At 68.0% G+C, this 21690-nt stretch carries 18 protein-coding genes; 9 read left to right on the top strand and 9 right to left on the bottom strand.

Annotation, left to right across the window (positions count from 1 at the left end):
- The 3 genes from D1643_RS02140 to D1643_RS02130 all read right to left on the bottom strand — a co-directional run.
- A partial coding sequence (locus D1643_RS02140; protein WP_160708138.1) for a hypothetical protein occupies window positions 1–231 on the bottom strand: 231 nt, incomplete at its 3' end.
- A gap of 108 nt (window positions 232–339) precedes the next feature.
- Window positions 340–1035, bottom strand: coding sequence for a DUF4956 domain-containing protein (locus tag D1643_RS02135; RefSeq protein ID WP_160708136.1), 696 nt, complete (start codon window positions 1033–1035; stop codon window positions 340–342).
- Entirely contained in the window at window positions 1028–2236 is a 1209-nt protein-coding gene (locus tag D1643_RS02130; RefSeq protein WP_160708135.1) for a polyphosphate polymerase domain-containing protein, read from the bottom strand. Before D1643_RS02130 ends, D1643_RS02135 begins: the two co-directional genes overlap by 8 nt.
- A 276-nt stretch (window positions 2237–2512) precedes the next feature.
- Between D1643_RS02130 and D1643_RS02125 the strand changes: the two genes are divergently transcribed.
- The 3 genes from D1643_RS02125 to D1643_RS12200 are packed head-to-tail and all read left to right on the top strand — an operon-like array spanning window position 2513 to window position 5179.
- The gene (locus D1643_RS02125; RefSeq protein WP_160708133.1) at window positions 2513–3202 is read left to right on the top strand and encodes a response regulator transcription factor; all 690 of its coding nucleotides are present in this window, start codon (window positions 2513–2515) and stop codon (window positions 3200–3202) included.
- Window positions 3199–4677, top strand: coding sequence for a cell wall metabolism sensor histidine kinase WalK (locus D1643_RS02120; RefSeq protein WP_236643306.1), 1479 nt, complete (start codon window positions 3199–3201; stop codon window positions 4675–4677). Before D1643_RS02125 ends, D1643_RS02120 begins: the two co-directional genes overlap by 4 nt.
- 52 nt (window positions 4678–4729) lie before the next feature.
- Window positions 4730–5179, top strand: a complete 450-nt coding sequence (locus tag D1643_RS12200; RefSeq protein ID WP_370520262.1) for a response regulator transcription factor — start codon at window positions 4730–4732, stop codon at window positions 5177–5179.
- Window positions 5180–5629: 450 nt separating this feature from the next.
- Here the strand turns inward: D1643_RS12200 and D1643_RS02110 are convergent, their stop codons facing one another.
- The 5 genes from D1643_RS02110 to D1643_RS02090 all read right to left on the bottom strand — a co-directional run bounded on the left by D1643_RS02110 (window position 5630) and on the right by D1643_RS02090 (window position 11341).
- On the bottom strand, window positions 5630–5818 hold the full coding sequence (locus D1643_RS02110) for a hypothetical protein (RefSeq protein ID WP_160708131.1): 189 nt from the start codon (window positions 5816–5818) through the stop codon (window positions 5630–5632).
- 9 nt (window positions 5819–5827) lie between these two features.
- The gene (locus tag D1643_RS02105; RefSeq protein WP_160708129.1) at window positions 5828–7054 is read right to left on the bottom strand and encodes an MFS transporter; all 1227 of its coding nucleotides are present in this window, start codon (window positions 7052–7054) and stop codon (window positions 5828–5830) included.
- Between the two features lie 122 nt (window positions 7055–7176).
- Entirely contained in the window at window positions 7177–7539 is a 363-nt protein-coding gene (locus tag D1643_RS02100) for an oxidoreductase (RefSeq protein WP_160708127.1), read from the bottom strand.
- Between the two features lie 3 nt (window positions 7540–7542).
- Window positions 7543–10023 (bottom strand): molybdopterin dinucleotide binding domain-containing protein, encoded by a 2481-nt coding sequence (locus D1643_RS02095; protein ID WP_160708125.1) that lies wholly within the window; start codon window positions 10021–10023, stop codon window positions 7543–7545.
- Between the two features lie 73 nt (window positions 10024–10096).
- Complete coding sequence (locus tag D1643_RS02090) at window positions 10097–11341, bottom strand: MFS transporter (RefSeq protein ID WP_160708123.1); 1245 nt, start codon at window positions 11339–11341, stop codon at window positions 10097–10099.
- 228 nt (window positions 11342–11569) lie between these two features.
- Here D1643_RS02090 and D1643_RS02085 point away from each other — a divergent pair, with 228 nt between their 5' ends.
- From D1643_RS02085 to nrfD, 4 genes are all read left to right on the top strand, one after another.
- Window positions 11570–12193, top strand: a complete 624-nt coding sequence (locus tag D1643_RS02085) for a TetR/AcrR family transcriptional regulator (protein WP_160708121.1) — start codon at window positions 11570–11572, stop codon at window positions 12191–12193.
- Between the two features lie 160 nt (window positions 12194–12353).
- Window positions 12354–15002, top strand: coding sequence for a molybdopterin-dependent oxidoreductase (locus D1643_RS02080; protein WP_160708119.1), 2649 nt, complete (start codon window positions 12354–12356; stop codon window positions 15000–15002).
- Between the two features lie 3 nt (window positions 15003–15005).
- A complete protein-coding gene (locus tag D1643_RS02075; protein ID WP_160708117.1) occupies window positions 15006–15731 on the top strand; it encodes a 4Fe-4S dicluster domain-containing protein in 726 nt (241 codons plus the stop codon).
- Window positions 15732–15735: 4 nt separating this feature from the next.
- A complete protein-coding gene (gene nrfD, locus D1643_RS02070; protein ID WP_160708115.1) occupies window positions 15736–16980 on the top strand; it encodes an NrfD/PsrC family molybdoenzyme membrane anchor subunit in 1245 nt (414 codons plus the stop codon).
- Between the two features lie 178 nt (window positions 16981–17158).
- Here the strand turns inward: nrfD and D1643_RS02065 are convergent, their stop codons facing one another.
- Window positions 17159–19252, bottom strand: coding sequence for a glutamine synthetase III (locus D1643_RS02065; protein ID WP_160708113.1), 2094 nt, complete (start codon window positions 19250–19252; stop codon window positions 17159–17161).
- 803 nt (window positions 19253–20055) lie between these two features.
- Between D1643_RS02065 and D1643_RS02060 the strand changes: the two genes are divergently transcribed.
- Both D1643_RS02060 and D1643_RS02055 read left to right on the top strand, forming a co-directional pair.
- A complete protein-coding gene (locus tag D1643_RS02060; protein ID WP_236643305.1) occupies window positions 20056–20808 on the top strand; it encodes a molecular chaperone in 753 nt (250 codons plus the stop codon).
- A gap of 423 nt (window positions 20809–21231) precedes the next feature.
- Window positions 21232–21684 carry a 4Fe-4S binding protein gene (locus D1643_RS02055; protein ID WP_370520261.1) on the top strand — a complete coding sequence of 151 codons (453 nt, stop codon included), beginning with the start codon at window positions 21232–21234 and terminating at the stop codon, window positions 21682–21684.
- Window positions 21685–21690: the final 6 nt, after the last annotated feature.

Genomic DNA, 21690 nt, shown 5'->3' with positions numbered 1-21690 from the left:
GAGCGCAGCCGCCAAGGCCGCGCCCAGCACGCGCTGGCCGGCGTGCGACCCGGCACTCACGGCCTCCGAGCCCGCGCCACCGCGCGCGATGGCGACCTGGGCGCCATGGCGGAAGGGGCCGGCGCCTCCGCGACGCGCCTGCCAACGCCCGAGGGCGTCCGCCCGGCGCGCTCCTCCCCCGCCATCCTTCGCGGCCACGCGCCCCAGACGGCGCCTCGTCCTCTCTTCCACGTGTCCTCCTTCTGCAGGCTTGTCGCAGCAGTGCAAGCCCTTTCGCGTATTCTCTTACTTATATATAGGTAGGGTTCTCTTCATTGCGAGCCGCAAGATGCCGCACCGCTAGAGCGACTCCCGCAGCTGCGGCGCACGCCCGAGCGAGATCTTCAGGTTGCCGTTGAGGCAGCGCAGCTCATCGATGAGCGCCTTCTCCTGCCCGGGCTGGCGCATCCGCAGCTGATACTGGAGCTGGAAGAGGCTGCCCATGTTGGTGGTCTGAACCTCCACGAGCGCGTATTCCGCAGCGTAGCGACCAAGCACCTCGTCAAAGACGCCGTCGTACTCGAGGTCTTCGGGGATGGAGACCTTGAGGGTCTTGCCGGGCTCGTGCGGGCGGCCGAAGGGCGTCGCCACGAACAGCACGTTCACCACCGCCACGATGGCCGTGAACACAACCGCGAGCACCAGGTACCCCATGCCCGTGGCCAGGCCGACGGCCATGGCGAGAAACACGCTGCCGATATCCTTCGCGCTGCCGGGGATGGAGCGGAACCGCACGAGATTGAACACGCCCATGACCGCGATGCCTGCACCCAGGTTGCCGTTGACCAGGGTGATGACCATCTGGACGATGAGCGGCAGCAGGGCGAGCGTGACCACGAAGTTCTTCGAGTAGCTGTGACGGAACATGTAGACGCCTGCGCAAGCCATGCCCAGCACGATGGATGCCAGGCAGCAGACGAGGAAGTCGGCGGGAGACACGGCCGAGACGAGCGAATCGGCCGTGCCGAAGACAGAGGTGAATGCCGCATCAAGCACAGCGGCCTCCTTTCACGAGCGAGCGCCAGTTTTTCGGGCGCGGATGGCACTGATTGGCGTTTTGGTACGGTGGCGGGGACGATTCGGGGGCGATTTGCTGGCCTTGAGGGGGATTTCGGCGCTCGCCGAAAATCTGACCTGGGGAAACGCCGGAGCCTGGAGAGAGCTGGCCAGCCTGCACCGTACCAAAACGCCAATCAGTGCCATTTTCGGCGGGAAAGGTGGCTTTCGCGGTCAGCTGATAGGCCGCGCCGTACTTGGAGAAGGACGCGGGGTAGGCGCGGACCTCGGCGAGGAGGGCCGCGAGCCAGCGCGGGTAGGGGCCGGCGTTCTTGATCTCCATGATGGCCTCGGCAGCGGGAATGACGGGATGCCATGCCAAGGCGGAGGCGGGGGCGGGGGCGGGAGCAAGCGGCACGGAGGCAGGGCCGAGAGGCGCTGCGCCGTCGGGGCCAGGAAGCGCCGCGGCATTGGAGCCGAGGGGCAGCGCGCCGTCGGGGCCGGAAGACGGCGGGAGGCCGGAGCGGAAGTCGAGGAAGACCAGGCGGTCGTCAAAGGTGACGCGCGGTCCGGCCTCCGCCGGGTCGCGTGGCGCCCAGGCCACGCGCTCGCAGCGAATGGCCATCGAGGGCGCGAGGCGACCGTGCCGGACGAGGGCCGCGTCTAGCTCGCGGGCGATCTGGCGGCTGCGCGGCGCGAGCGACGCCTGCTGAAGCGCAGCATCGGCCAAGGGGCGTGCCGCGCAGGCCTCCTCGTAGGGCACCCCGTCGAGGTAGGCGACGGCAGCGCCCAGCGAGAGGCTGACGCGTCGCTTGTAGACGACGCCGCGAAACTTCTTCTTGATCTCGAGGAACACCGGCATGCCAAGATCGGCGGCAGCCGGGGCGGCCAGGCCTGCGCCACCCGAGACGGCAGCCGGGGCGGCCAGGCCTGCGCCGCCTGCGAAGGCAGCCGCGAGGGCGCGGCCGGCAGGCTCGCCGTAGGCGCGGAGACGCAGCTTCTCCTTATAGGGCGGCTTCTCGAGCGAACGGTCGATGAGCGTGCGCTCCGGGGTGTCGAGGTAGAGGCTCGTGATGCACGCGCGCCCATAGCCGTCCGGCGCCAAGGCCGCGGCCAGACCCTCCTCCAGGGCGGCGCGTCGGGCGGCGTCCAGCCGGTACTTCTTCTCCACGCGCTGGAACACGTCGGCATAGGCGGGCATAGGGCATCCTCTCGGGGCGTCGGTCGGCAAGGGGCTCCGGCGAGGCCACGGCCCCGCCGGACGGGAGGGGCGCCGCCGTGCCGGGCAGAAGCCGGTGACACGGCGGCGTGCGGAGGCGCGGCTCGTCAGACGAACGACCGCACCGCCGCAGGTGCCGGGGAACACCGCAGCGCATCCTACGGGAGGGCGCTGAAAACTTCCTGAAACCCCCGCCCGTCCCTTTCAGGAACTTTTCAGCCGGCCCGCTACAATGGGGGCATGAGAGAAGGAGGCCCCGTGCGCATACTCATCGTGGAAGACGACGTCAGCCTGGCCGCCGCCCTGGCGCGCATCCTTGAGGACAACGGGTACGCAGTGGATGTCGTGCACGACGGGAACGCAGGCGTGGCCTGGGGAGAGAGCGGACTCTACGACGTGATCATCCTCGACGTCATGCTGCCAGGCCAAGACGGGTTCTCCGTGGCACGCGCCCTGCGCCGCTCCTCGGTGAGCACGCCCGTGCTGCTGCTGACGGCGCGCGACGCCACCGCCGACAAGATAGCCGGGCTCGACGCCGGCGCCGACGACTACATGACCAAGCCCTTCTCCCCCGCCGAGTTGATGGCGCACCTGCGTGCGCTCACGCGTCGCCAGGGCGATGTGGTGTTCGAGCGGCTGGCCGCCGGCGACTTGTCGCTCGACCTGGAGGCCATGGATCTGGGCTGCGGCGGCAAGACGCTGCACCTCTCCGCCAAGGAGTTTGCCCTGATGAGGCTGTTTATGGGAAATGTGGGGCAGGTGCTCTCGAAGGACACGCTCATCGAGCGCGCCTGGGACGTGGGCTCGAACGCGGGCGACAACAACGTGGAGGCCTACGTCTCGTTCCTGCGCAAGAAGCTGCGCCACCTGGGCTCGACTGCGCAGATAGAGACCATTCGCGGTGCCGGGTACCGCCTGGCGGAGCACGCGGAGGACGCACGGTCATGAGCGGCGATGCCGGGGCGGGAGCAGCCCAGCCCATGCTGCGGCGCCTGCGGGTGAAGTTCGTGGCGCTGTCGATGACGGTGGTCACCCTCGCCCTGGTGGCGGCCCTCGCGGCCATCGGCTACCTCGACTACCGCCAGAGCGTCGACGACGTGTACGACGAGCTGCGCCAGACCCTCGGCCTGGCCGCATCGGTCGACGCCGGGCATCGCGGCGACGGGAGGCTCTTCGGCGAGCCGACCCTCATTCCCGAGAAGCGCCACCCCCTCGGCGAGAAGGCGCAGGGAGGCGAGGCGCCGGAGGCTCCCGCGCCGCCTAGCGCTGAGGAGCCCCCAGCGGACGAGGCGCCGAGCGACGACACGCCAGCGCCTCCGGAGATCGGGCGCGGCGACGGCCAGGGCCTGACGCCCATGGCGGTCTACCGCGTGGACGCCCAGGGCACGGCGACGGCTCTCGGCCGGTTCACCACGGCCTCCGTGGCGCCCGACTTGCTCCCCAAGGCCCTAGCCGACGCCTTGGAAGACGGCAGCGCCCAGGGGTACTTGGGCGACCTGGGGCTGTTCTTCGCCACCCGTCGCGCCGGCAGCGACGTGCTGGTGGCCTTCGCCGACCAGACCGCCGCCTCGTCGTGGCAGAACCTGGCCCTCACGCTGATCGGCGTAGGCGCCGGCGCGCTGCTCATCTTCCTGGCGGTGAGCATCCTGTTCGCCCGCTGGGCTCTGCGCCCCGTCGAACGGGCATGGGAGCAGCAGCAGCGCTTCGTCGCCGACGCGTCGCACGAGCTGAAGACCCCCCTCACGGTGATCCTGGCCAACCTGGCCATCGTGCGCAGCCGCGGCGAGGAGCTGGTGGCGGCCCAAGACCAGTGGCTGGCCGGCACCGAGGTGGAGGCGCGACGCATGCAGTCGCTCGTCGGCGATCTGCTTGACCTGGCGCGCACGCCCGATCCGGCGGCCCTGCGCGCGGGGTTCAGCACCGTCGACCTGAGCGACTTGGCGGAGGGCGAGGCGCTCCAGTTCGACTCCGTGGCGCTTGACCGCGGGGTCTCCATCGCGTGCGATCTGGAGCCAGCAGTGCGTGTGGAGGGCGACGCGGCGCGCCTTGAGCGGCTGGCCGCCGTGCTCATCGACAACGCCTGCAAGTACGCCGAGCCCGGCAGCGAGGTGACCGTGCGCCTGGCCTCAGAGGGCCGCGAGGCCGTGTTGAGCGTGGCCAACCGCGGGCCGCTCATCGCGCCCGAGAACCTGGCGCGCGTGTTCGACCGCTTCTTCCGCGTCGACGCGGCGCGCACCCGCGGGCTCGTCGCCGACGCCGACGAGCCCGCAGCCGGCGGCTACGGCCTGGGCCTGGCCATCGCCCGCGAGATAGCCCGCGACCACGGTGGTGTCATCAGCGCCGCGAGCACGCCCTGCGCCCCCTCCGCCGAAGACGGCGGGGAGGCTATCACGGTCTTTACCGTGAGGCTCCCGAAGGCGTAGCGCGAGGCCGTGCGGGCGCCGGGCGGGCGGCGAAGGAGCGGGGCTGGCGCACGTGGTCGCGGGAGCGACGGGCGGCGAAGGCGAGGCGACCGACGCCCCGGCCCGCGACTGCGACCCGGAGGAACCCGAGGGCTCGGACGAGGCGCCGGAGCTGGACGAGGGCCCGCACTCCGCCGACGCCGCCTCTTCCTCTGAGCCCTCGGAGGCGCGGCTGGCCATGCTCGGGGAGATCGGCAGCCAGGCCGAGGCCGGCGCGAGCACTGCAGGCAGCGCCGACCAGCTGCGCCTGCAGTGCGAGGCCATCGCCAACACCTATCTGCTCTCCAAGCGGGAGGCCGAGGTCATGTTCTTCCTAGCGCGCGGCTTCAAGTCGTCTTACGTCCAGGAGAAGCTCTACGTCTCCGAGGGCACCGCCAAGACCCACATCCGCCACATCTACCGCAAGCTCGACGTCCACAGCCAGCAGCAGCTCATGCGCCTGGTGGGCACGGTGGAGCTGTAGGGAGGCGCTAAGCCCCCGAACGGCGAGGCTCGCCGTTCGGGGGCTTAGCGCCCTTGCCGCACGAAAAGCGCTGAAGCGTGCGGGGCTCCGTGCGGGCGGCGGCACCCGGCGGTGGAGGGCGGCAGTTGGGGGTTGCCCGGCCACCCAAAACCTTCGGAAAACGGGGCCCGTCTGCAAATTGGGACGGTTTTGCACTCTTGGCATGGTGCTTGGCGACCGCTTTGCAAGCAGTCGCCCCTATGCGAACCCCACTCACCTGGCCTTTTGCGAGCAGTCTCCCGAACGCCCCTTCGTCGCAGCCCGGAAGAGAGTGCAAAACCGTCCCAATTTGCGCGCAGGGGGGCGTTTTTCGAAGCACGTCCGCTGCGAGGCGCCTTGACGCTCTCCCGATACTCGCCACCTGCCGGGTGGGCCTGCCGAGGCGCCGCCTGCCCGGCGCGCTCCTCGGCGCTAGCGCTCCGCCAGTCCGCGCCTTGCGCCGGGCGGCAATGGCAGCGGCTTGCCGCAGCGGGCGCAGCGCACCTCGCCAGCGGCGTTCTGGGTGCCGCAGAACGCGCAGTAGCCCGCCGGCCTCACCCGCGCGTCGGAGGACGGCGGGCCGCACTTGCCGCAGTGGATGCACGCAAAGCACCGGGGCATGACCGCCGCCTACTCCGGACGTCGGGCCACGAGCGCCCGCATGGGATGGACGAGTCCAATGACGGCTACCACGACGGCAAGCCCGATAAGCACGGGAAACACGGCATCGAGCCCAAGGCCGGGCAGCGCCACCATGGATGCGGAGAACACGTAGGGAGCGAGGAACGGCCCCAGGTTCATCATGGAGGTCATGACGCCGCTGACAAAGGGCACGCGATCGGGTGGCGCGATGTTGCCTGCGGCGTTCTGGGCCGCCGTGAAGAAGGCCGACCCCGCGAACCCAAGGACGAACACGCCCAGGGCGTAGACGAGCGGGCTCTCAGCTAGAAGGCACGGGACGATGCCCACGGCGATAAGCAGGGCCGCCACGCCGAACAGGCGCCCCCTGAGCCAGCGGATGAGCACGGGGAACAGCAGCCCGCACAGGATGGTTCCGATGCCGCAGCAGTTGATGACGAGGGCCGCCTCGCCCGGGCCGGCCAGCCCGCGCCAGTCGAGCACCGACGACGTGACCACCTGCACGGTGACGACGCATGTCCACCCCGCCAGAGCGAACAAGGCGTAGCCGGCTACCGCCGGCGGCACCGCGCTCCTGGCGCGGCCCCCTTCCCCTGCGTCAGCGCCCGCGTGCGACGGCGCGGCCTTCACGGCGTCTTTGGCCTCAGGCATCCACGCCAGCACCGCCGCGAGCGGCACGAGCCCGACGAGATAGGCCAGAAACGAGTAGTTCCAGCCTAGCTCGGTGAGGTAGCCGGCCACCGTGGTGTAGATGATGTTGAAGACAAACTGGATGGTGATGCCCAGGCCCAGAAGCCGCGAGCGCTCTTCACCCTCGCACAGGGCGATGATAGCGGCGTTGCCCACGGGGAACATGACGCCCAGGCCCAGACCCACGACGACGCGCGAGACGATGACGATCCCGTAGTCGGTGATGTCAGGCAGGAGGAAGGGGAAGGCGCCGCCGAGGGTCATCACGAGAATGCCCCCGATGGCGGCCCGCCTGAATCCCACGCGGGGCAGCAGGGCGCCCGACGCGACGCTGACCGGAACCGACACGATGCCGGTGATGGAGTTGGCCAGCATGATGGTGGTGATGTCCGTGCCTACGAAGTGATGGGAGAACGCCGCGATGGACGGCGTGAGAATGGCGAACTCGCTCATGGTGCAGAACAGGGCGAGAATGCCGATGACGCTCGTCGTGCCCAGCGAGCGCGACGAGGAAGCACGCAAAGCCACAACCCCTCCTCTCTTGGGTTGACGGACGCGTCCGCCAACCCGGCAAGGGCCGGCCGGGCACTACGTCCGGCCGGCCCCACGAGGCGGCGCGGCCACCCCGCCGCGCCGCGCTCGGCGGATGTCTAGAGCTCGAGCTCGCAGGGAGTCCACAGCACCTGCTTGGGCTTGCGGGCTAGCTCGACGGCCATCTCCTCGATGGTACCGAAGCGGATCACGTCAGCCAGGCAGTTGTGCATGCACACCGGCTCGCGGCCGTCGCGGATGCGGTCGGCGCACAGGTCGCACAGGTCGGTGGGAACGGGGATCTTGTTCCAGTTGAAGCAGCTTCCCTCGTCCTTGGCGTCGTCCTTCCGCCACGGGCCGTCGTCCATGACGCGGATCCCCCACTTCCCCACGGGGAAGTGATGATGCTCCTTGCAGCTGACCTCGCAGCTCTGGCATCCCGTGCAGAACTCGTAATCGATAAGCAGTCCGTACTGGGGCATGATCTACACCAACTTTCCGAATTTCTCGTCGAACGCGGCCATGTCCACGTCGTAGCTTTCCTTCAGGGGCACCACGTTGCAGCAGGCGCTCTTGTAGGGCGCGCCCAGGCCGAGGGCGTTGTTGTGGTGCGCGGGAACGAGGTCGTTGCAGTTGGACTGCCACACGCCGAACAGGCTGGGCTCGCTGCCGTCCTGCTCGGGGAACCACCAGCCGTGATCCACCTCCACGTGACCCTCGTGCACCGTGGGCATCACGCGGGCCTTGAACTTGGCGCTGCCGAACATGTTGGATATCTCGCACCACTGCCCGTCGGCCAGGCCGATGCGCTCGGCGTCTGCGGGGTTGATCTCGATCATCGGGTTCGGGTCGAGCTCGCGCAGCACGGCCACCTGGCGATGCTCAGAATGGAACGAGGAGTAGCGGCGATGGCCCGTAGACATGATGAAGGGGTACTTCTCGATGATCTCCTCATGGGGCAGATCGCGCTCATGCCACTTGGCGTCGAGTTCCTCGGGGACGAGCGGGTTCTTCTTGAGCTCCAGCTCCTCGGCGGACTTTTCCGGGATGCGCGGGCTCAGATCGGGCTCATAGTAGTAGGGCAGCGGATCCATGCCGTTTTGGGCAAAGGCGGACGACCACAGCTCCACGCGGCCCGTCGGGGTGAGGAAGCCAGGCTGGCCGTCAGGGCGCAGCTTGCCGGTCTCGTACTTCCGGTAGTACACCTTGCGCTTGAACTTGACCAGCTCGCGCACCTCGTTAAACGAGTGACGGCCTTCCAGGCGGTTCTTCTCCAGGTAGTCGTGATAGTCCGGGTACTTCTCGTGGGCGAAGCGGGCCTTGGGGTCGTCGGGGAACATCGCGGCCATGCGCTCGGCCAGCAGGCAGTAGATCTCCAGGTCGGACTTGGCCTCGCCCACGGTGATGGCCTTGTTGCCGCAACCGGTGGTGATGGACGCCGCGCCGTAGTGGGTGCGGTTCACGCCGTCATGCTCAGCCACGGTGGAAAGCGGCAGGAACACGTCGCACACGGCCTGGATGGTGGGCGTGATGAAGCAGTCGGTGCCGAAGGCGAAGTCGATGGAGCGCTGGAAGGCGGCGTGCCAGCGGGTGGGCTCGGCGGAGTTGGTGGGCGCGAGCAGGTTGGTGTTGGCGATCCACGCCATGCGGATGGGGTACGGCTCGTCAGTCTCCAGCGTGTCGAGCACGCAGTCGGCCTGCGCGCCGGTAATCTGGTTGCAGTAGAGCGGGTACTTGTCCATGCCGATGCACTTGTCGCGTTCCTCGTCGGTCATCTGGTACCAGCCCTCGGTGATGAAGGCGCGGGTGTCGGTGTTGTGAGCCGACTGGCCGGCGGCCGCGGCACCCGTGAGGTCCTCGGGCATGGACAGGTCAGCCACGATGTTGCCGCCTGGCACGTCCAGGTTGCCGCACAGGCAGATCATGGCGAGCACGCACTGGCCGGCCTGCATGCCGTTGGTGTTCTGGTCGAAGGCCAGGCCCCAGGCGATGGAGGCGGGATGCGCGGCGGCGTACATGCGAGCCACCGTGTAGATGTCCTCGACGGGAACCTCGCAGATGCGGGCAGCGTCCTCGGGCTTCATGTAGGCCACGCGCTCGGCGAACTCGTCGAAGCCGTAGGTCCACTTCTCCGCGAACTCGTGGTCGTAGAGGTCCTCCTGAATGATGATGTTGCACAGGGCCATGGCGAGCGCCGCGTCGGTGCCGTTGCGCAGGCGCAGCTGCAGGACGGAGCGGGTGGCCAGCCAGTTGACGCGCGGATCGATGGTCACGAGTTTGGCGCCGCGCTTCATGAGGTCGATGATCGCATGGCCGAAGAAGCCGTCGGGGTTGGAGGCCAGCGGCATCTTGCCCCAGAGGATCATGAGCTCGGGCACCGTGTACTCGGGATCGTCGTAGCCGCCCTCCAGGCCGCCGGCGTAGTCGAGCTCGGGATAGAGCGCGCCGAGCACCATCTGGGACGACATCATGCGCGGCTGGTAGCACGCATAGCCGGACTGGGTGTAGGCCAGGTTGGGCGTGCGGAAGATGGACAGCTGGAAGTCCTGCGAGAGCATGCCGTCGCGACCGGTGCCGACGAAGATGGCGAGCGTCTCGCGGCCGTACTCGTCGGTGAGGCGGCGCCAGTTGTCCATGATGATGTCAAGGGCCTCATCCCAGCTGCAGCGCTCCCAGGCCTCGGCGTTGCCGCGCTCCTCCCGGGCGCGCTTCTGGGGGTAGATGACGCGCGTGGGGTTGTAGATGTAGTCCTTGAGCGCCACGCACCGCGGGCACAGGCGGCCGCCGGTGACCGGGTCGTTCTCGTCGCCCTCCACGTGGTCGAGGCGACCGTCCTTGTCGACGTAGAGCTTGATGCCGCACCCCACCGGATGGCAGCCCGGGGGCGACCACACCGAAGACCGGATGACGGTGAAGTCCCCATCTTGGAACTTCCACGGCTTGCCAAGGTCGTTCTTGAATTCCATGCTTCCTCGTTCCTCTCTACTCTCTTGTTTCTCTTCTCAGATGACGGATAGGCAGTTGGATGGCGCGGGGCGGCTAGGCGGCGCGCTTGGCGTCACGGGCGCGGATGACCGCGAACAGGGCGACGGAGCCGATGATGAGCACCGCGCCCACGCCCACGAGCAGGCCGGTGCAGGCACCCCAGCCGGCACTCGACACCACCACGCCCACGAGGCCGAACAGGATGCCGCCGACGCACTGGCCGCAGCTCATGAGCGAGGAGGAGATGCCCGCCAGGTCGGGCCGCGGGGCTATCTCGGCCACCATGGTGAAGAAGATGGCCGGCACCACGCCGTTGGACAGGCCGAACACGATCAACCAGGGAACGAGCAGCTCCTCGCTGATGGAGTACGCCAGGGAGAACGACGCGCCGAGCACAACAGAGGCCGCTACCAGGATGACCAGGCGCTGGCCGTTGCCCGTGACGAAGTTCATGACGACGCCGATGGCGATGCCGCCGACCACCACGGCGATGTTCGCGATGTTCATCATGCCGTTGGCGGCCAGCTGGTCCATGCCCATGGTCTGAACCAGGTAAAGCGTCTCGAAGTTCATGACGCAGGCGGTGCCCAGCGAGAACGCCGCGAAGGCGATCATGGAGATCCAGCAGGACAGGCTCTTGAAGCCCTCGGACATCTTGGGCTTGGGCGCCGCGGGATCCCGCTCCTCGAGGTAGGACACCTGCGGGTCACGGATGGCGGCCACCCACAGCACCGTGACGATGACCAGGAGCGCCACCACGAACCAGAACACGTTGTGGTAGGTCTGCGGGTCGCCAACGGTGAAGAAGAAGCCGGAGCTAGCCATGATGAACATGGAGCCGAGCGGCACCCACACGGAGAACAGGCCCATGGGCACGCCGCGCTTGGACGGCGGGAACCACTCGGAGATGATGACCGGCACCGTGGAGCCGATGCAGGCGTAGCCGACGCCCTCGATGAGGCGGCCGACCATGAGCACCGCCACGTCCGTGGCCGCGGCGCTGATGATGGCGCCCGCCACGGCGCAGACCAGCACGAGCGTGGTGGCCTTGCGCGCCCCGAATCGCATGATGACGGCGGCCACGACGAACGTCATGATCAGGCCGACGTAGCCGTTGAGCGACATGATGTTGGCGAACATGCCCTCATCCATGCTGAGCGCCGGAATGACCAGCGACGCGGTGGCCGGCAGCTTGTTGCTGTTGACCGAGATCAGAATGGAGGCGATGATGGCAATGCACGCCACGATCCACGCCCTGCCAGACTGGAATACCTCAGCTCTCTTCTCTTCCTTCGTCATAGGCGACCCCTTCTCCCCTTCCATGTGATCGATGGCCTTTCGTCTCATTCGACGACAGGAAGAAGGTAGGCGGCGAACGGAGGCTAACTCAAGGAGCGATGGCCTTGGAGCGTTCCGAGTGATGGGACAAATCTGGCAAAACGTCCTTTTAGGTTAGATTTTCATCCTCGATCGCACTATGATCGACTTTGCATTCCGGACTTCCGTCCTTAGCAGACAGGAGACGCCATGGCAAATCAGGCAACCTCGCACAACCGAGTCTACTCGCGCTCATACCTCACGAAGATGAAGGTAGCCGAGGCCATGGACAGGCTCTGTCACCAGAAGCCCTTCAGCAAGATCCGTATCGAGGACATCGTGCGCGAGTCAGGCGTGAGCCGCTCGAACTTCTACCACAACTTCGAGGACAAGAACGCTGTGGTCAACTGGCTGAGTCGGCAATGCCACACCAATGGGATCTTCCGCATCGGCCGCGACCTCACGTGGTTCGAGGGGCACCTGATCACCACCCGCGACATGGCGCGGTTCACCTGCCTCTTCCGCGAGGCGTCCAACTGCGATGACTACGACGCTGCCGTGCCGTCCTTCGTACGCGGACGCCAGCAGAACCTGCGCGAGACCATCCTCGAGTTCCAGCGCAAGCCCCTCACCGACCAGCTGGAGTTCGAGATACTCGCCTTTCCGACCTGCGAGGTGGTCATGGCGTCGCGATTCCGCAACAACGAGCTTCCCTATACGCTCAAGCAGTTCTGCGAGCACCTGGTGGACATGACGCCGCGCGCCCTCTACCAGGCCCTTGAGCACCCTGTCTCAGCGCCCCTCGCCGGGGAGATAGCCGAGGCGCGGGGCTAGACGCGCTCCGGAGGATTCCGCGCCCCCCCTCGCGGCGCTCAACCTTTTGGTTTCAGATGGCCTCTGAGGCTGTTACGGATGAGGCTGCCAAGAGGCCCTTCGTCCATGCCACCTCCACAATGGGGGAATCACTGGCATCGACATGAGAAGGCGAGGGCCTATGAAACTTCCTGACATCAGCCGGCGCACCTTCGTCGCCACCGCCGCGGCGGGCGGGGCGGCCGTGGGACTGGGCGCCGTCGGGGGCGCCGATCCCGCTGACGCGCTCACCCCAGCCGAGCCCCTCGGGGGCAGCTGGGTGCGCACCACCTGCTCGCCCAACTGCACCGGTGCCTGCGGTGTCGAGGCGTGGGTGGAGGACGGCCAGGTGCGCATGGTGCGCCAAGCCGCCGACTACCCCTACGAGCACTACAACCCGCGCGGGTGCCTCAAGGGACTCTCCGTCAACACCATCCTCCACGGGCCCGACCGCCTGACCATGCCCCTCGTGCGCAACGAGGCCGGCGAGCAGGTGGAAGCGGACTGGGACACCGCGCTCGACGACGCCGCCGGCCGGCTGCGCGCCATCATGGACGAGTACGGCCCCAACTCCGTGGGCGTCATCTACCAGGTGCAGGGCACCGGCCACATCCAGAAGGGCGCGCTCGTGCGCATTGCCAACACCTTCGGCTGGTCGGTCATCGGCGGCTATGAGCTCAACGGCGACCTGCCGATGTTCTGGCCCGAGACCTTCGGCTGCCAGAGCGAGGAGCTGGAGTCCTACTGCTGGGAGGACTCGCGGCTCACGCTCATCTTCGGCTCCAACATCATGGTCACGCGCATGCCCGACGCGCACTTCCTCACCTATTCCCAGGAGGCGGGCGGCAAGGTCATCTACTTCGATCCCAACTACTCCGCCTCGGCGGAGAAGGCCGACGAGTGGGTGCGCATCGCGCCCGACTCCGACGGCGCCTTCGCGCTGGCCATGGCCAAGGTCATCATCGACGAGGGGCTCTACGACGCCCACTTCATGGCCACCTACACCGACGCGCCCCTGCTCATCAACTTGGCCACCGGCAAGCGCATCCTGGCCGACGACGTGGCGGGGCTCGCCGCCGTGCCCGACGTTCCCGACTATCGGTCGAGCTTCGTGGCCTTCGACCAGGCGAGCGGCGCGCTGGCCGCGGTGACGCCGCTTGAGCTGCCTGACAACGCCTACGCGCTGACCGGCTCCTTCGACGTGCCCCTCAAGGACGGCAGCACCGTCCAGGCCAAGACGGGCTTCCAGCTGCTGACCGAGCAGCTGGAAGCGTATACGCCCGAGGACGCCTCCGTCATCTGCGGCATCGACCCCGACGTCATCACGCGCATCGCCCGCGAGGCCGCCACGGTGAAGCCGATGCACATCATCTTCGGCGGCGGCACCCAGCAGTGGTACCACGGCGACCTGAAGGGCCGCGCCTGCGCGCTCGTGGCGTGCCTGACGGGCAACATCGGCCAGCTGGGCGGCGGCATCTCCACCTATGTCGGCCAATACAAGACGCGCTTCAACACCGCCAGCTGGATGGTGCCGCCCGACGCCGTCAAGGCGTCCTGCCCGTTCCACTACGCGGTGAACGGCCCCACGCCGCTCATGAAGGCCACCTACCCCAAGGACGGCTTCAAGGCCCTCGTGGTGGGCTGGGGCAACCCGCTCGAGCAGCACAACGTGGCCGACTGGCTGCGCGGCGCGCTGGCCTCGGGCCAGATCGAGTGCCTGGTGAGCCTGGACTTCCAGCGCACCCTCACCGTGGCCGAGTCCACCGTCGCCTTCCCCTGCGCCAGCTGGTACGAGAAGACCGAGCTCACCACCACCCCGCTGCACCCCTACGTGCAGCTCCAGCAGCGCATCGTCGACCCGCCGGGCCAGGCCCAGGAGGAGATCTGGGTGCTCACCGAGCTGGCCAACCGCATCGACCCGTCGAAGGCCGAGGCGTGGCCGCGCTTCGCCCCGGAGGACTCGGAGAAGCGCGCTGACGAGGTGCTGGCGCTGCTGCTGCGCGAGGGCGGCCCCACCATTAACCACCTCACGCCTGAGCTGCTGCGCGAGGGCCCGGGCAAGCTGGCCCACAGCAACCCCGGCGAGAAGCGCATACCCTTCTGGGAGCAGGTCAACGAGCGCATCCCCTTCCCCACCGTCTCGCGCCCGAACCCCCTCGACGTCACCTCCAAGTTCGTGCGCTCCGGGCGCATCGAGTTCTACCGCGACGAGGACATCTTCCTCGACCTGGGCGAGCAGCTTCCCTGCTACAAGCCACCCTTCGAAGACACGGAATACGCCGCCAACCCCGACGCGCGCGAGCTCTACCCGCTGGGCTACACCACACGCAACAGCGCCTTCCGCGTCCACGCCACCTACGTGAACAGCCCGTTCATGCTGGAGATGCAGGACAACACGCCCAAGGTGTGGCTCAACCCCGCCACCGCCGCCGAGCGCGGCCTCAAGAACGGCGACTGGGTAGAGGTCTACAACGACCGCGGCGCCGTGCAGGGCCAGCTCGTGGAGGATCCCGGCGTCTACCCCACGCAGTGCATCTTCGATCAGGGCTGGTGGTCGCACTACGACAACGGCACCAGCTACAACTCGCTCATCTGGCCGTGGATCAATCCCACTAACGAGGCGTACTACCTGGTGAGCGTCTGGTCGCCCAACATGGCCTGGAACGAGACCGCCTGCAACGTGCGCCTGTACGAGGGAGGCCGGCCTCAGGTGGTCACCGACACCGGCAAGAGCGTCCTCCAGGGCGGCGCGGGGGCGGCCTCGCCCGTCGAGTACGGGAAGGAGGCGTAGATCATGCGATACGCCATGGCAATCGACCTCGACCGCTGCATCGGGTGCCGGACCTGCGCGGTGGTCTGCAAGAACTTCAACGCCCAGCCCCAGGGCATCTGGTGGAACCGCGTGTTCACCAGCGGCACCCCGGAATACGACGTGGCCGTGAAGGTGGACGGGCAGCTGCGGATGGAGTTCGTCCCCATCAGCTGCCAGCACTGCACCGACGCCCCCTGCGTCACCGCCTGCCCCACGCAGGCGTCCTACGTTGACGCGGACACGGGCACGGTGCTCATCGACTACGAGCGCTGCATCGGGTGCCGCATGTGCGCGAGCGCCTGCCCCTACGGCGTGCGCCAGTACAACTGGGGGAAGCCCGCCAAGATGGTGGGCCTGGGCGACACCGTCTACGAGTACGGCTACCCGCGCGACTACCGCGACGACGGCCACCTGGTGTACGCGCCCGAGCGCCCCGAGGGCGTCATGGAGAAGTGCACCTTCTGCGCGCAGCTCACCTCCCAGGGCGAGGATCCGGCCTGCTGCACCGCGTGCCCGGGCAACGCGCGCATCTTCGGCGACCTAGACGACGCGAGCTCGGCCATCCGGACGTACCTGGACGGCACCGACCGCGAGCCGTTCACCTTGGGCGACGAGTACCACACCGAGCCCAACGTCTTCTACCTGGCATCCCATGAGGTGTCGCAGGAAAACCCGCTGGAAGACGCGGCTGACGAGAAGGGGGCGTAAGGTCATGGAGAAGTCAACGCGCATCGTGGGCATCGTCGGCGCCGTGCTGCTGGTCGCCGGCGCCGTCGGCTGGGGAATCCAGCTCTCGGGGGGCCTGCTCGCCCACTCGGGCATGACCAACATCTTCCTGTGGGGCGTCATGATAGCCATGTTCGCCTTCCTGGTAGGCTTCGGCGCCGGCTCGCAGCTGGTGGCCAGCGCCATCTGGCTGACCGGCCGCGAGGATCTGCGGCCGCTGGCGCGCACCGCCGCCACGTGGGGGCTCGCCTGCGTGGCCGGCGCCGGCGTGGCCATCCTGGCCGACCTGGGCGCCCTGCGCAACATCCTGGCCATGATCGTGGGCCTGAACCTGCGCTCGCCCCTGGCCTGGGACATGATCGCCATGACGGCGTTCATCGTGCTGGCCGTCATCGAGCTGGTGGCCATGGCCCGGCAGTCCCCGCGCACCCAGCTGTGGGCGGTGCTGGCCGGCGTGGCCGCAGTGGCGCTCCAGGTGGTGGAGGGGCTGCTGTTCTCCACGCAGAGCGCGCATAGCTGGTGGGCCACGCCCATCATGCCGGTGGACTTCCTGGCCGTGGCCTTCGTGAGCGGCTCGGCGCTCATGCTGCTCATCGCCTGCGTGAGCGGCCGGCTGCGGAATGAGGGCGCGGCCGAGGCCCCCAGGGCCGACCATGCCGCCCCCGCCGAGGAGGGCGCCGGGGCCGCGGGGGCCGTCTCGTGGCTGGCGCGCTTCTGCGCCTGGGCCATCGCGGCGCACCTGGTGCTCGCCCTGGCCGACCTGGCCCTGGTGGTCGCCGAAGGTACGCCGCAAGCCGGCGGCGTGCTGGATGTGCTGGGCGCCTACGCGCCGCTGTACGCGAGCGAGCTGGTGCTTCCCGCCATAGCCATGGCCATCCTGTTCTCCGTGGGCCGCAAGGGCAGCCGGCCGTGGTGCGCGACGGCGGCCGTGCTCACCATGGCGGGCATCCTCGCCCACCGGATGATGCTGCTGTACCCGGCGTACAACGCGCCGTCGCTGTACCTCCAGCTGTCGGGGACGCCCTACACCACCGGGCCCTACCCCATCTCGACCGGCCGCTACCTCGACTGGGACGCCACCTTCGGGCTGGCCACGGCCTACGTCCCCGCGCCAGCCGAGCTGCTGGCCACGCTGCTGCCCGTGGGTGTCGCCCTGCTGGCAGCCGCCGTGCTCACCTGGATGGTGCGCCGCGCCGCCTGCCCCGGGGCGCACGCCAACTGCGACTTGTAGGCAACGGGGGGGGCGGGCGCCGCTCGGTGAGCCCACGGGCGCCCGCAGCGGGGCCTGGTCGGGCGGCCTGGTCGAACGTGAGTGGGGCGCCGCTTCCTCGCGCGTGCCCCACTCACGCCTTCACGCAAGAGGGGCCCCGGCGCCGCTTGGCGCCGGGGCCCCTCTGTTCCGCGCGTTCCTACGCGTAGAACAGGATCTCGTTGTACGTGGGCACCGGCCAGTGCTCGTGGGCGACGATGATCTCCATGGCGTCGACGGCCGCGCGCAGGTCGTCCATGACGGGAATGATCTCGTGCGCGTTCATGTTGGCGCGCTCCTGCTGGTCGGTGATTTCGAGCGAGGCGTAGTGCAGCTCGTGCAGCTTCTCGAGCAGCACGTTGACGCGAGCCGCGCCCTCGGTCAGCTGGCGCAGGCGCGCCTCCTGCGGGCTCAGGTCGGCATCGGCCATGACCCCGCGCACCTGGAAGATGTTACGCGCCACCTCGGCCGCGTAGTTGTTGATGGCCGGCAGGTAGTCGCGGCGCACCAGGCGCTTCATGGTGCGGATCTCGATGTTCATGATCTTGTTGTACTTCTCGAGCTTCACCTCGTAGCGGCTGCGCACCTCGGTCTCGGAGAGCACGCCGAACTCCTCGAACAGATCGATGGACTTCTGCGCCACCAGGCAGGGCAGCGCGTCAGCCGTGGTGCGGTTGTTGGCCAGCCCGCGACGGGCGGCCTCCAGGGGCCATTCGTCGGAGTAGCCGTCGCCGTTGAAGATGATGCGCTGGTGGTCGGTCAGCGTGCGCTTGATGTAGTCGATGGCAGCGGCCTCGAACTGCTCGGCCGGCACGGCCTCCATGGTGTCGGCGAACTCCTTGAGCGACTTGGCCATGGCGGTGTTGAGGATCATGTTGCTGTCCGACAGGTTCTGCGCGCTGCCGGGCATGCGGAACTCGAACTTGTTGCCCGTGAAGGCGAAGGGGCTCGTGCGGTTGCGGTCGGTGTTGTCCTTGAGGAAGTTGGGCAGCACGTCCACGCCCAGGTCCATGGCCACGCGCTCGGCCGAGGTGTAGTCATGGTCGTCCACCAGCGCGTCCACCACGGCGCCCAGCTCGTCGCCCAGGAAGATGGACACGATGGCCGGGGGCGCCTCGTTGGCGCCCAGGCGATGGTCGTTGCCGGCGCTGGCGACCGACATGCGCAGCAGCTCCTGGTACTCGTCGACCGCCTGGATGACGCCGGTGAGGAACACGAGGAAGCGCAGGTTCTCGATGGGGTTCTCGCCGGGGTCGAGCAGGTTCTTGCCGCCGGCCGAGATGGACCAGTTGTTGTGCTTGCCCGAGCCGTTGATGGACTCGAAGGGCTTCTCATGCTGGAGGCACACCAAACCGTAGTGGCTGGCAAGCAGCTTCATCTCCTCCATGGTGAGCAGGTTCTCGTCGATGGCGCGGTTGGTCTCGGCGAAGATGGGCGCCAGCTCATGCTGGGCCGGGGCCACCTCGTTGTGCTTGGTCTTGGCCGACACGCCCAGCTTCCACAGCTCGTCGTCGAGCTCCTTCATGAAGTTATTGACCGTGGGACGGATGGCACCGAAGTAGTGCTCCTCGAGCTCCTGGCCCTTGCACGGCGGGTAGCCGAACAGCGTGCGCCCGGTGAGCACCAGGTCGAGGCGGTTCTCGTAGTCCTTCTCGGAGATGAGGAAGTACTCCTGCTCAGCGCCGAGGGTGGTGGTCACGCGGGTGGCGGCATCATCGCCGAACAGCTCGAGGACGCGGTGGGCCTGATCCTCGATGGCGCGCATCGAGCGCAGAAGCGGCGTCTTCTTGTCGAGGGCCTCGCCGGTGTAGGAGCAGAAGGCGGTGGGGATGCAGAGCACCTCGTCCTTGATGAAGGCGTAGGAGGTGGGATCCCACGCGGTGTAGCCGCGGGCCTCGAAGGTGGCGCGCAGGCCGCCAGAGGGGAAGCTCGACGCGTCGGGCTCGCCCTGGATGAGCTCCTTGCCGGAGAACGTCATGATGGCGCGACCGTCGTCGGTGGGGTCGATGAAGCCGTCGTGCTTCTCGGAGGTGATGCCGGTGAGGGGCTGGAACCAATGGGTGTAGTGAGTGGCCCCCTTCTCGATGGCCCACTCCTTCATGGCATGGGCGACCACGTTGGCCACGTCGATGTCGAGCGGCACGCCCTCCTTGATGGTTCGCATGAGCTGCTTGTAGGTGGCCTTGGGCAGGCGCTCCTGCATCGTGTGCTCGTTGAACACCATGGATCCGTAGATGTCTGAGACTTTCGCCATCGGGGTACGCTCCTCACTTGTCTCCGTGTCCCGGTCGGCTCCCTGCTCGCCGCGGACGCGTATCTGGAAAAGATACCACGCGAGATCGAGAGCCTCCCTCTCAACTGCCGTCTATCAAGCTAAAGGCCGAATGTTTCCAGGAGTTTTCTAGGCAGGGAAGGCTGTGTTGCGTGACCGGCACGACGCGACCGGCGCCAGCATTTTGCGGACAGGCTTCGCGTTTCTGTTGACTTTTGTTAGATATAGTCTAATATAGGTATTGGTCTGAAGCACAGGAGAAGCCGGGATCTCACCCCCTAGAGATTCCGGCTTCTCCCGTTTTCACCCCCCCCCGAGCGAGCTCCCGCGCCGGGGGCTTGCGCGCCAAGCCGGGCGCGTCGAGTCGCCCCCGCCCTGCCGCCTCACGCCGAGCGCCCCTTGGTGGGAGACCCCCTGGCGAGCCCCCCCCCTGGCAGGAACCCCGGCCGAAGCGTACTGTTCCTGGCGAGCCCTCCCCTGGCGGGCACCCCGACGCCCCCCCCCGATGGCGCGCCACCTCCCGACTGCGGAAGGTGCAGCCGAATGCACGTTCTTCGCCGAAATTTGGCCATTTCGTTCGAAATTCCGAGGCATGGCAACCCTCCAACACCTTGCTTGACAACGTTTGCCCAGGTCGGAAAAAACGACCAGTCGCAACCATCAAAAAAGACGCCGGCAAAGCCCGCTCCCTCTCGGAATTTCGAACGAAATGACCAGAAACGGCCCTTCCTGCTGCGCCAAGCCGCGGAAGGGCGCCGAAAACCGTCCGATGGAAGGAGTCACCCATGCCCGAGAACACCTCCGCGACCGCGCCGGCGACCGCAGCCGGCGCCGAGCCCACGGCACCGGCGCTCGACCCGCAGGCCCGCGCGGCGCTGGCTGCGCTCATGACCAGCCGCGCCAACGTCTACCGCTTGCCCTCACGTTGCTACCGCAGCGAGGTAGACAACGCCCTGGCCCGCGATCTGACCAGCGAGTTCGCCTTCGCGAGCGATGACCCGACCCTCGTCGAGGCGCTGGATACCATGCGCACGGCGCTCGCTGACACCGACGAGGCCGCCCTTGAGCAGCTTGCCGTCACCTTTGACCGGGTGTTCTTCGGCATGGGCCCGCTGACCGCGCGCCACGCCTTCCCCTACGAGTCGGTGTACACGAGCGACCGCGGCATCATGATGCAGGACGCCTACGCCCAGGTGGTGCGCGCCTACCGCGAGCAGCACCTGGCCAAGGACGCCTCCTTCACCGAGCCGGAGGACCACCTGGCCGTGGAACTAGCCTTCATGGCCACGCTAGCCGACCGAGCCGAGTCCTTCCTCACGACAGGTGACGCCTCCGGCGACGAAGCGGCCGACCAGACGGTGCGCCAGTCGCTGGCATTCGCTCAGAGCCACCTGCTGAGCTGGGTCGATCGCTTCTGCATCGACCTCGATGCTGCGGCATCGGCCGACGGCGCGGACGGCTTCTACCCGTCGCTCGCCCGCTTCACTGCGGCCTTCGTCCGCGAGGACGCGCTGCTGCTGAACGACATGCTGGACTGACGAGGCGCCGCCCGGCCTCCGCAAGGCCGGGCGCCCTTCGCAGGAGCGCCTGGCTCTGCGTGTCCGCGAAGGGGTCCGAGCACGAGAACCAAGGGGGAAAGAGATGAAGGGGATGGATAAGGACAACGCCGCCCCCCAAGGGGCGGAGGGCACAGGAAAGGCCAACGACGCGCAGGTCACGCGCCCGAACGCCGCGGCGGTTCTGGAGAACGGGAGCAGCGCGGCGTCGGGAACCGTGGCGGCAGGCGTCGTGGGCGCCGCACTCGACACCACGCCCACGGCGACCGCCGACGCACCCGCAACCTCCGCCACCACCGCGCCCGCCGACGCGGCACCCATGGCACCCGCAGCGACCGTCGACGCCGTGCCGGCGCTGACCCCAACGCCGCGCGCGGTCGCAGCAGCCTGGCGGCGCAGGGCCTGGTGCTGGCCGTGCTGCTGGCGGTATCGCTGGTGGTCCACTTCCCCGCGTTCTGCCTGTTCTGCCCCATCGGGCTGGCGTTCGGAACGCTGTTCGCGGCGAGCCGCATGTTCGTCACCTGGCAGCCGGGCTGGGAGCTCATCGCGTTCCCCGCCATGCTGCTGGCCGAGGTGTTCCTGCTGCGGCGTTGGTGCGCGGCCATCTGCCCGCTTGGCTTCTTCTTCAGGGTCATGGCCAAGCTGCACGTGCGGCTCCCGTTCCTGCCGCGGCCGCGCGCCCGCGCGGGGAAGTGCCTCTACGGCGAGGGCTGCCGCACGTGCGCCACCGTCTGCCCGGAGGACCTCTGCGTCGCCACCGCCACCCCGCGTGACCTGGAGGACTGCACCGGCTGCCTCGACTGCACAGAGCACTGCCCCACCAAGGCCGTCACGCTGAGCAAGCCGAAGGAGAAGTAGGCTCGC

It is taken from the genome of Enterorhabdus sp. P55 (assembly GCF_009911695.1).
Taxonomy (GTDB): domain Bacteria; phylum Actinomycetota; class Coriobacteriia; order Coriobacteriales; family Eggerthellaceae; genus Enterorhabdus.
This window is presented reverse-complemented; position numbering and strand designations above follow the sequence as displayed.

What these genes read in the sequence shown, in the direction of transcription:
- nrfD (WP_160708115.1), top strand. Translation starts at nt 15,736, where the DNA reads ATGGAGAAGTCAACGCGCATCGTGGGCATCGTCGGCGCCGTGCTGCTG.
- D1643_RS02075 (WP_160708117.1), top strand. Translation starts at nt 15,006, where the DNA reads ATGCGATACGCCATGGCAATCGACCTCGACCGCTGCATCGGGTGCCGG.
- D1643_RS02065 (WP_160708113.1), bottom strand. Translation starts at nt 19,252, where the DNA reads ATGGCGAAAGTCTCAGACATCTACGGATCCATGGTGTTCAACGAGCAC.
- D1643_RS02080 (WP_160708119.1), top strand. Translation starts at nt 12,354, where the DNA reads ATGAAACTTCCTGACATCAGCCGGCGCACCTTCGTCGCCACCGCCGCG.
- D1643_RS02085 (WP_160708121.1), top strand. Translation starts at nt 11,570, where the DNA reads ATGGCAAATCAGGCAACCTCGCACAACCGAGTCTACTCGCGCTCATAC.
- D1643_RS02110 (WP_160708131.1), bottom strand. Translation starts at nt 5,818, where the DNA reads ATGCCCCGGTGCTTTGCGTGCATCCACTGCGGCAAGTGCGGCCCGCCG.
- D1643_RS02090 (WP_160708123.1), bottom strand. Translation starts at nt 11,341, where the DNA reads ATGACGAAGGAAGAGAAGAGAGCTGAGGTATTCCAGTCTGGCAGGGCG.
- D1643_RS02120 (WP_236643306.1), top strand. Translation starts at nt 3,199, where the DNA reads ATGAGCGGCGATGCCGGGGCGGGAGCAGCCCAGCCCATGCTGCGGCGC.
- D1643_RS02100 (WP_160708127.1), bottom strand. Translation starts at nt 7,539, where the DNA reads ATGCCCCAGTACGGACTGCTTATCGATTACGAGTTCTGCACGGGATGC.
- D1643_RS02130 (WP_160708135.1), bottom strand. Translation starts at nt 2,236, where the DNA reads ATGCCCGCCTATGCCGACGTGTTCCAGCGCGTGGAGAAGAAGTACCGG.
- D1643_RS02095 (WP_160708125.1), bottom strand. Translation starts at nt 10,023, where the DNA reads ATGGAATTCAAGAACGACCTTGGCAAGCCGTGGAAGTTCCAAGATGGG.
- D1643_RS02060 (WP_236643305.1), top strand. Translation starts at nt 20,056, where the DNA reads ATGCCCGAGAACACCTCCGCGACCGCGCCGGCGACCGCAGCCGGCGCC.